Annotated in this window: 6 protein-coding genes; 5 read left to right on the top strand and 1 reads right to left on the bottom strand. The window is 73.1% G+C overall.

The window, feature by feature from the left end:
* The first annotated feature begins 261 nt into the window (after positions 1-261).
* Positions 262-1191, top strand: coding sequence for an amidohydrolase family protein (locus tag IEZ17_RS40965; protein WP_189308724.1), 930 nt, complete (start codon positions 262-264; stop codon positions 1189-1191).
* A 31-nt stretch (positions 1192-1222) separates the two neighbouring features.
* Here the strand turns inward: IEZ17_RS40965 and IEZ17_RS40960 are convergent, their stop codons facing one another.
* Positions 1223-1768 (bottom strand): NADPH-dependent FMN reductase, encoded by a 546-nt coding sequence (locus IEZ17_RS40960; RefSeq protein WP_189308720.1) that lies wholly within the window; start codon positions 1766-1768, stop codon positions 1223-1225.
* A 446-nt stretch (positions 1769-2214) separates the two neighbouring features.
* Here IEZ17_RS40960 and IEZ17_RS40955 point away from each other — a divergent pair, with 446 nt between their 5' ends.
* The 4 genes from IEZ17_RS40955 to IEZ17_RS40940 all read left to right on the top strand — a co-directional run.
* On the top strand, positions 2215-2916 hold the full coding sequence (locus IEZ17_RS40955) for a response regulator transcription factor (RefSeq protein WP_308427755.1): 702 nt from the start codon (positions 2215-2217) through the stop codon (positions 2914-2916).
* A 359-nt stretch (positions 2917-3275) separates the two neighbouring features.
* A complete protein-coding gene (locus tag IEZ17_RS40950; RefSeq protein WP_373300081.1) occupies positions 3276-4775 on the top strand; it encodes a sensor histidine kinase in 1500 nt (499 codons plus the stop codon).
* Between the two features lie 304 nt (positions 4776-5079).
* Positions 5080-6441, top strand: coding sequence for a bifunctional glycosyltransferase family 2/GtrA family protein (locus tag IEZ17_RS40945; RefSeq protein WP_229853121.1), 1362 nt, complete (start codon positions 5080-5082; stop codon positions 6439-6441).
* A 308-nt stretch (positions 6442-6749) separates the two neighbouring features.
* Positions 6750-8232: ArnT family glycosyltransferase (locus IEZ17_RS40940; RefSeq protein ID WP_189308721.1), on the top strand; the 1483-nt coding region annotated here is incomplete at its 3' end.

Genomic DNA, 8232 nt, shown 5'->3' with positions numbered 1-8232 from the left:
GGGGCAGGAGGGGTTGTTCTGAGGGGGTGTTTCGAGGGGGCTGAGGGGGGTTCTGAGGGGCCGACCGGGGGCGATTCTGCGAGGAGTGGGGTCTTTCGGGCTCACGGGCGCTGGGGCTGAGGGTTCTGTGGTTCTGAGGTTCAGGCTCAGGGGCCCTGGGGGTCTGGGGTCCTGGGGGTCTGGGGTCCTGGGGGGTTTGGTGGTCTGGGGTTCGGAGGGCTGGAGTGGTGTGTGGAAGGGGTTGGTGTGGTGGCCGGGGACGTGGGGGACGCAGGGGACGGGTGTGCGGTGGAGGGCGATGAGCGGGTCGGGGAGTTCTGGCGGGGGCTGGGGCTGCCGGGGCTGATCGATGTGCATACGCACTTCATGCCGGAGCGGGTGATGGCGAAGGTGTGGGCGTATTTCGACGCCGCGGGCCCGTTGGTGGGGCGGCGGTGGCTGATCGCGTACCGCTTCGAGGAGGACGAGCGGCTGGCGGTGCTGCGGGGCTTCGGCGTGCGGGCGTTCACGGCGATGGTCTATCCGCATAAGCCCGGGATGGCGCGGTGGCTGAACGGGTGGGCGGCGGACTTCGCGGCCCGTACGCCGGACTGCCTGCGGACGGCGACGTTCTTCCCGGAGGACGGGGCCGCGGCCTACGTACGGGGCGAACTCGACGGCGGGGCCCGGGTGTTCAAGGCGCATGTGCAGGTCGGGGCGTACGACCCGGCGGATGCGGGGCTGGACGCGGTGTGGGGCGCGCTGGCGGAGGCCGGGGCGCCGGTGGTCGTCCACTGCGGTTCGGGTCCGGCACCGGGGAAGCACACCGGGCCCGAGCCGATCGCGCGGGTGCTGGCCCGGCATCCCCGGCTGCGGCTGGTGATCGCGCACATGGGGATGCCGGAGTACGCCGACTTCCTGGACCTCGCGGAGCGCTATCCGGAGGTGCATCTCGATACGACGATGGCCTTCACGGACTTCTCCGAGCGGGCCGCGCCGTTCCCGCGGGCGGAGCGGGGGCGGTTGCGGGATCTGGGCGGACGGGTGCTCTTCGGGAGCGACTTCCCCAACATCCCGTACGGGTACGCGCATGCCCTGGAGGCGCTCGCCCGGCTGGAGTTGGGGGAGGAGTGGCTGCGCGCGGTGTGCTACGGGAACGGGGCGCGGCTGTTCGGGACGGGGGCGGAGTCGGCTGTGGAGTGGCCGGGGTGAGGTACCGGGCGCGCGGTTCCCGGTGTGCGGTTCAGGGGGTGGGGGCCGGGGTGGTGGCCGCGGCCAGGTGGGTCAGGGCGGTGCGGAGGTCGGCGAGGGTGGGCTCGTCGGTGACGCGCTCGGTGGCGGGGTCGATTCTGGGGCCGATGGCGGGGATTTCGCGGCAGGCGGCGGTGATGACGTCCGCGGTCATCATGCGCAGGGTCTCGCGGAGTTGGGCGTTGGCGTGATCGCCGCCGGTGGGGAACGGCGAGGCGGTGATCACCGCGACCGGCTTGTGGACGCATTCGCCGCTGCTGACCAGCCAGTCGAGGGCGTTCTTGAGGACGCCGGGGACGCCGTGCGCGTACTCGGGGCTGACGATGAGCAGGGCGTCGGCGGTGGCGACGGCGGTGCGCAGGGCGGCGACGGCGGGCGGGGGAGTGGCGTCCTCGCCGTCCAGGTCGGGGTTGAAGTGCGGGAGTGCGCCGATGTCCGCGGTGGCGGTGGGGCCGTCGAAGAGGTCGAGGGCGGAGCGCAGCACGGCTCCGTTGGATGACCGGGCGCGCAGGCTGCCGGAGAGGGCCAGGAGATGCATGGGGTGACGGTACGCGGTGGGGGGCGGGGTGCGGCGGTACGGGTCTACGGGCTTTGCGCGGGGGCTCGGTGGCGGGGCCCGGTGCCGGGGCCCGGTCGGGGGCACCGTACGGGGTCCGGCGGGGCCGGTGGCCGGTCGCAGGCGGGAAAGTGCAGGTCAGGGTGATTGTCAGTGGTGGGTGCGATGCTGAGGGAGTGGTGATCGGCCTGGATCGCGCGGGGGGCGGTCCAGGCTCGCCATGACGGGGTGGCGCCCTGTGCGGGCGGTGGGTTCTTGACCTTGGACAGGGGGGATTCTCAGGAGATTCACAGAAACCGGAAAGAGAGCTCTCAGAGGGGCGGGTCAGGCTCCGGGCCATGACTCTGACTCCGTCGTCCTCAGCGTCCTACCGTGCGCCGGCCTCCGGCTCGTCCTCCAGGGGGGCGCCCGGGAAGCAGCCGGAGCTGCTGCGGGCGGACGGAAGCCCGGTGCGGGTGCTGGTCGTCGACGACGAGTCCTCGCTCGCGGATCTGCTGTCGCTGGCCCTGCGGTACGAGGGCTGGGACATCCGTTCCGAGGGGGATGGCGCGGGTGCGCTGCGGTGTGCGCGCAGCTGGCGGCCGGATGCGGTACTGCTCGATGTGATGCTGCCGGACATGGACGGGCTGACGGTGCTCGGCCGGCTGCGGCGTGAACTGCCGGACGTACCGGTGCTGTTCCTCACCGCCAAGGACGCGGTCGAGGACCGGATCGCCGGGCTGACGGCGGGCGGCGACGACTATGTCACCAAGCCGTTCAGCCTGGAAGAGGTGGTGGCCAGGCTGCGCGGGCTGCTGCGCCGGGCCGGGGCGAACACCGCACGCAGCGAGTCGCTGCTGACGGTGGGCGATCTGGTGCTGGACGAGGACAGCCACGAGGTGTGGCGGGACGGCCAGGACATCCATCTGACGGCCACGGAGTTCGAGTTGCTGCGCTACCTGATGCGCAATCCGCGGCGGGTGCTGAGCAAGACGCAGATTCTGGACCGGGTCTGGAGCTACGACTTCGGGGGCCAGGCCAACGTCGTCGAGCTGTACATCTCGTATCTGCGGCGGAAGATCGACGCGGGGCGGGAGCCGATGATCCACACCCGGCGGGGTGCGGGCTATCTGATCAAGCCGGTGGGGTAGGTGGCGGGGTGCGTGCCGCGAGTGGTCGGGTGATCCAAGGGACCTCGGGGACTGCGGAGGCCTCGGTGTCCTCGGGGACTTCGGGGGCCTCCAGGGCGGATGGGGTTGTCGGCGCGGGCGGGGCCGCCGGTGCGGGCGCCTCCGCCGGTGTTCCCGATGGACCCGCCGGTGCGGGCGGTCCGGCCGGTACAGCTGGACCCGCCGGTGCGGGCGGATCTGCCGGTGCGTCCGGTGCGTCCGGTGCGTCCGGTGCGGCCGGGGCCTCCGGTGTGGGCGGAGCGTCCGGTGCGGTCGGAGGTTCGTCCGCGTACGGCCGTTCCGGGGCGCCGCGGCTCGCTGCGTGGCCGCTGGTCGCCTCCCTGGCGCGGCGGCGCTGGACGTTGCGGACGCGGCTCGTGGTGTCGGCGGTGGCGCTGATCGCGGTGGTGGGGACCGTGATCGGGACCGTGACGACCATTGCGCTGCACCAGTACATGCAGGATCAGTTGGACCGGCAGCTGAGGGAGTCGGTCGTGCGGGCGGAGTTGCCGCATCCGCGTGACCCCTTGGATGACGACGGGCTGGACTTCGTCGCCATGGGTGGTCAGCCCATCGGTGCGGTGGGGGCGCGGGTCGGGCCGGACGGGACGATCGGTGCCGGCAAGCTGCTGAACCGCTCGACGAGCCGGCTGCCGTCCGAGCGGCTGGATTGGCTGGGCAGGGAGCAGGTCGCGGCGCTGAACGCGGTGCCGCGGGACGCTGCGCCGCACAGCGTCCACCTTCCCGGCCTCGGGCACTACCGGGTGCTGTCGGCCAAGGACGGCCAGTTGGTGCTCGGGCTGCCGACCGGTGAGGTCGACGGGACGGTCGACCGGCTGGTGCGGATCGAGGGCTTTGTGACGGTGGCCGGGCTGGCGGCGGCCGGGATCGCGGGTTCCGTCATGGTCGGGTTCGCGCTGCGGCCACTGAAGCGGGTGGCCGCCACGGCGACGCGGGTGTCCGAACTCCCGCTCCACCAGGGCGAGGTGGCGCTGCACGTCCGGGTTCCGGCGGCCGAGGCGGATGCACGTACGGAGGTCGGCCAGGTCGGGGCGGCGCTGAACCGGATGCTGGGGCACGTCGGTTCGGCGCTCTCGGCGCGGCAGGAGAGCGAGATGCGGGTGCGGCGGTTCGTCGCCGACGCCAGCCATGAGCTGCGGACGCCGCTGGCGTCGATACGGGGCTATGCCGAGCTGACCCGGCGCGGGAAGGAGCGGCCGGGGCCGGAGACGCGGCATGCGCTGGGGCGGATCGAGTCCGAGGCGGAGCGGATGACGGGGCTGGTGGAGGATCTGCTGCTGCTCGCCCGGCTCGATTCCGGGCGCCCGCTCTCGTATGAGAGCACCGATCTCTCGCCGTTGGTGGTGGACGCGGTGAGCGATGCCCGGGCGGCCGGGCGCGATCACCGCTGGCGGCTGGAGCTGCCCGACGAGCCCGCGCTGGTCCATGGCGACGCGAGTCGGCTGCACCAGATCCTGGTCAATCTGCTGGCCAACGCCCGTACGCATACGCCGGAGGGGACGACGGTCACGGCACGGGTGCGGAACGGGGTGCCCGGCGCGAGCGCGGTCCTCGGCGGGCGCGGGGTCTTCGGGGCCGGGGCCGGGGCCGTCCAGCTGGAGGTGGAGGACGACGGGCCCGGGATCCCGCCCGCGCTGCTGCCGCATGTCTTCGAGCGGTTCGCACGCGGGGACGCGTCCCGTTCGCGGGCGGCCGGGAGTACGGGGCTGGGGCTGGCCATCGTGCAGGCGGTGGTTGCCGCGCACCGCGGGACGGTCAGCGTGCAGAGCGTCCCGGGGCGGACGGTCTTCACGGTGACGCTGCCGGCGGCCCGGCCGTAGGAAGCCCGTGCCGTAGGAAGCCTGTGCCGTAGGAAGCCCGTGCCGTACGAAGACCGAGCCGTAGGGCCCCGACTGTAGGGGCCCCGACTGCAGGAGCTCCGCCCGGAGGAGTCTTCGCCCGTAGGGCCCCTGCCCGTAGGAACCCCCGCCGCTCGCAGGGCCTTCACACAACGTGCTGCGGTCCGCCCGTCTCTCTCCTCCCCCTCCGTCTCTCCCCTCCCCCCTGTCTCTCTCCCCCCGACTCATAGCCCACCCACAGATTCACCACACCGCCATGACAGGGCGGTTGGCGACCGTCGTCGGTATGACGACGCCACCGCCGACCCAGACGCCACTGGGTTCCCTGCCACCACGTGAGCATCTGCGACTGGGCCAGATCGAGACGGTTCTCGATGTCGTGATTCCCGTCTACAACGAGGAGAGCGACCTCGAACCGTGCGTGCGCCGGCTGCACGACCACCTCGTACGGACCTTCCCCTACGGGTTCCGGATCACCATCGCCGACAACGCGAGCACCGACCGCACGCCCGAGATCGCCGCCCGCCTCGACGACACGATGGACAGCGTCACCGCCGTCCGGCTGGAGCAGAAGGGCCGCGGCCGGGCGCTGCGCACCGTGTGGTCGCTCTCCGAGGCGCCGGTGCTGGCCTATATGGACGTCGATCTGTCCACCGACCTCAACGCGCTGCTGCCGCTGGTCGCCCCGCTGATATCCGGGCACTCGGACCTGGCGATCGGCTCCCGGCTCAGCCGCAGCGCGCGGGTGGTGCGCGGGCCGAAGCGGGAGTTCGTCTCGCGGACCTACAACCTGATCCTGCGCGGCTCGCTGGCCGCCCGGTTCTCCGACGCGCAGTGCGGCTTCAAGGCGATCCGCGGCGATGTCGCCGGCCGGCTGCTGCCGATGGTCGAGGACACCGGGTGGTTCTTCGACACCGAGATGCTGGTGCTCGCCGAGCGGGCCGGGCTGCGGATCCACGAGGTGCCGGTGGACTGGGTCGACGACCCCGACAGCACCGTGCACATCGTGCGGACGGCGACCGACGACCTCAAGGGCGTCTGGCGGGTGGGGCGGGCGCTGGCGACCGGTGCGCTGCCGCTGGACCGGCTCGCCCGGCCGTTCGGCGACGACCCACGGGACCGGCAGCTGTCCGGGGTGCCGGGCGGACTGGCGCGGCAGCTCGTCGGGTTCTGCGTCGTCGGGGCGCTGAGCACCCTGCTCTACCTCGGCCTCTACTCCCTCTTCCGGCTCGGGGCGGGCCCCCAGATCGCCAATGCCGGCGCCCTGTTGGTGTCCGCCCTGGCCAATACGGCGGCCAACCGCCGGCTGACCTTCGGAGTGCGCGGGCGGGACCGGGCGGTCCGCCATCAGGCGCAGGGGCTGGTGGTCTTCGCCATCGGCCTGGTGCTGACCAGCGGCTCGCTGGCCGCCCTGGACTCCGCCACCGGCAGCCCCTCGCACACCAGCGAGCTGACGGTGCTGGTGGCCGCCAACCTCGCCGCGACGGTGCTGCGGTTCCTGCTCTTCCGCGCCTGGGTGTTCCCGGAGCGCGAGCGGCGGGAGGGGACGGGCGGCCCGGCCGCCCACGACTCCCGGCCGGCCGATGACCGCCAGGAGTCCGCACCGCCCGCCGCGCACGACCGCAACGACCTTTCACGGAGCACTTGATGACACCCCGTCCGTCCAGTACGCCCGGTGCGCCGGATCAGCCGCCGCATACGGGCCCGACCGCACCGCCGGCGACACCACAGGAGAGAGCGATGACCCCGGAGGCATCCGCCACCGGCCCCGACCGGTCCGCACGGGAAGCCGTGCGGGGGAAGGGAGTTGGACAGTCCGCAGGAGGGCCCGCAGGAGGGTCCGCGGGAGAGCCCGCAGGAGAGCCCGCGGGACACCCGGCAGGACAGCCCGCGGGTGAATCCGTGCGGGTCCGTACGTATGAACCCCGGAGCGGGCTGCGCGGGCTTCCGGAGCGGATGGTGCGGGGGCGGCCGGAGGACCCCCGCTGGGCCCGGCCCGCGCTGCTGGCGCTGCTGGTGGTCACCGCCGCGCTCTACCTCTGGGACCTCTCGGCGTCGCGGTACGCCAACCAGTTCTACTCGGCCGCCGTACAGGCCGGCAGCGAGAGCTGGAAGGCGTTCTTCTTCGGGTCGTCGGACGCGGCCAACTCCATCACCGTCGACAAGCCGCCGGCCTCGCTCTGGCCGATGGCCCTGTCCGTACGGCTCTTCGGGCTCAGCTCGTGGGCGATCCTGGTACCCGAGGCGCTGATGGGCGTGACCACGGTCGGCCTGCTCTACGCGACCGTGCGGCGCCGGTTCGGCGCGGCGGCCGGTCTGCTGTCGGCGGGCGCGCTGGCGATCACCCCGGTCGCCGCGCTGATGTTCCGCTTCAACAACCCCGACGCGCTGCTCTGCCTCCTGATGGTCTGCGCCGTCGCGTGCGTGCTGCGCGCCCTGGAGGAGGGGCGGACGAAGTGGCTGGTGCTGGCCGGCGTCTGCTTCGGGCTGGGCTTCCTCACCAAGACCCTCCAGGCGTGGCTGATCCTGCCGGCGATGGCCCTGGTCTACGCCTGCTGCGCGCCGGTCGCGCTGCGCAAGCGGCTGGGGCAGCTGCTGCTGGCCGGGCTGGCGATCGTGCTGTCGGCCGGCTGGTGGGTGGCGATCGTCGAACTGCTGCCGGCGTCCGCGCGCCCGTATGTGGGCGGTTCGCAGACCAACAGCTTCCTGGAGCTGACGTTCGGCTACAACGGCTTCGGGCGGATCGACGGCAACGAGCGGGGCAGCGTCGGCGGCCACGGCGGCGGGCCCGGTGGGCACGGCGGTCCGGGCGGCGGTGGCGGCTGGGGCCAGACCGGCATCACCCGGCTGTTCTCCTCCGACATGGGCGGGCAGATCTCCTGGCTGCTGCCCGCCGCGCTGATCCTGCTGGTCGTGGCGGTGTGCGTGCTGTGGCGGGCGCGGCGGGCGGTGGCCGCCGAACAGGCCGCGCAGCGCGCGGAGTTCCTGGTGTGGGGCGGCGCGCTGCTGATGACGTTCACCATCTTCAGCTTCATGTCCGGGATCTTCCACCAGTACTACAACATCGCGCTGTCGCCCTATATCGCGGCGCTGGTCGGCATGGGGGCGGTGCTGGTCTGGCGACAGGGCGGCCTGCTGGGCCGGATCGTGCTCGCCGTGGTGACCGGGGCGACGGCAGCGTGGTCGTACGTCCTGCTGGACCGGTCGCCGGCGTGGCTGCCGTGGCTGCGCTGGACCGTGCTGGCGTTCGGTCTGCTGGCGGCGCTCGGTCTGCTGCTGGCGGCCGGGAGCGGTATGCGGCGGTCGCCGGGCGAGGTCGACGGCGGTGCGCCGGACGCCGTGGGCGGTGCGCCGGGGACGGCGGACACCGCGGCCGGGACGGCGGACACCGCGGCCGGGGCCGCCGGCCGTCCGGCCGTGCGGCGGCGGCTCGACGGGG

The sequence above is a fragment of the Streptomyces albospinus genome (assembly GCF_014648695.1).
GTDB lineage: Bacteria > Actinomycetota > Actinomycetes > Streptomycetales > Streptomycetaceae > Streptomyces > Streptomyces albospinus.
The sequence above is the reverse complement of the archived record's forward strand: the minus strand, read 5'-3'. Positions and strand labels throughout refer to the sequence as shown.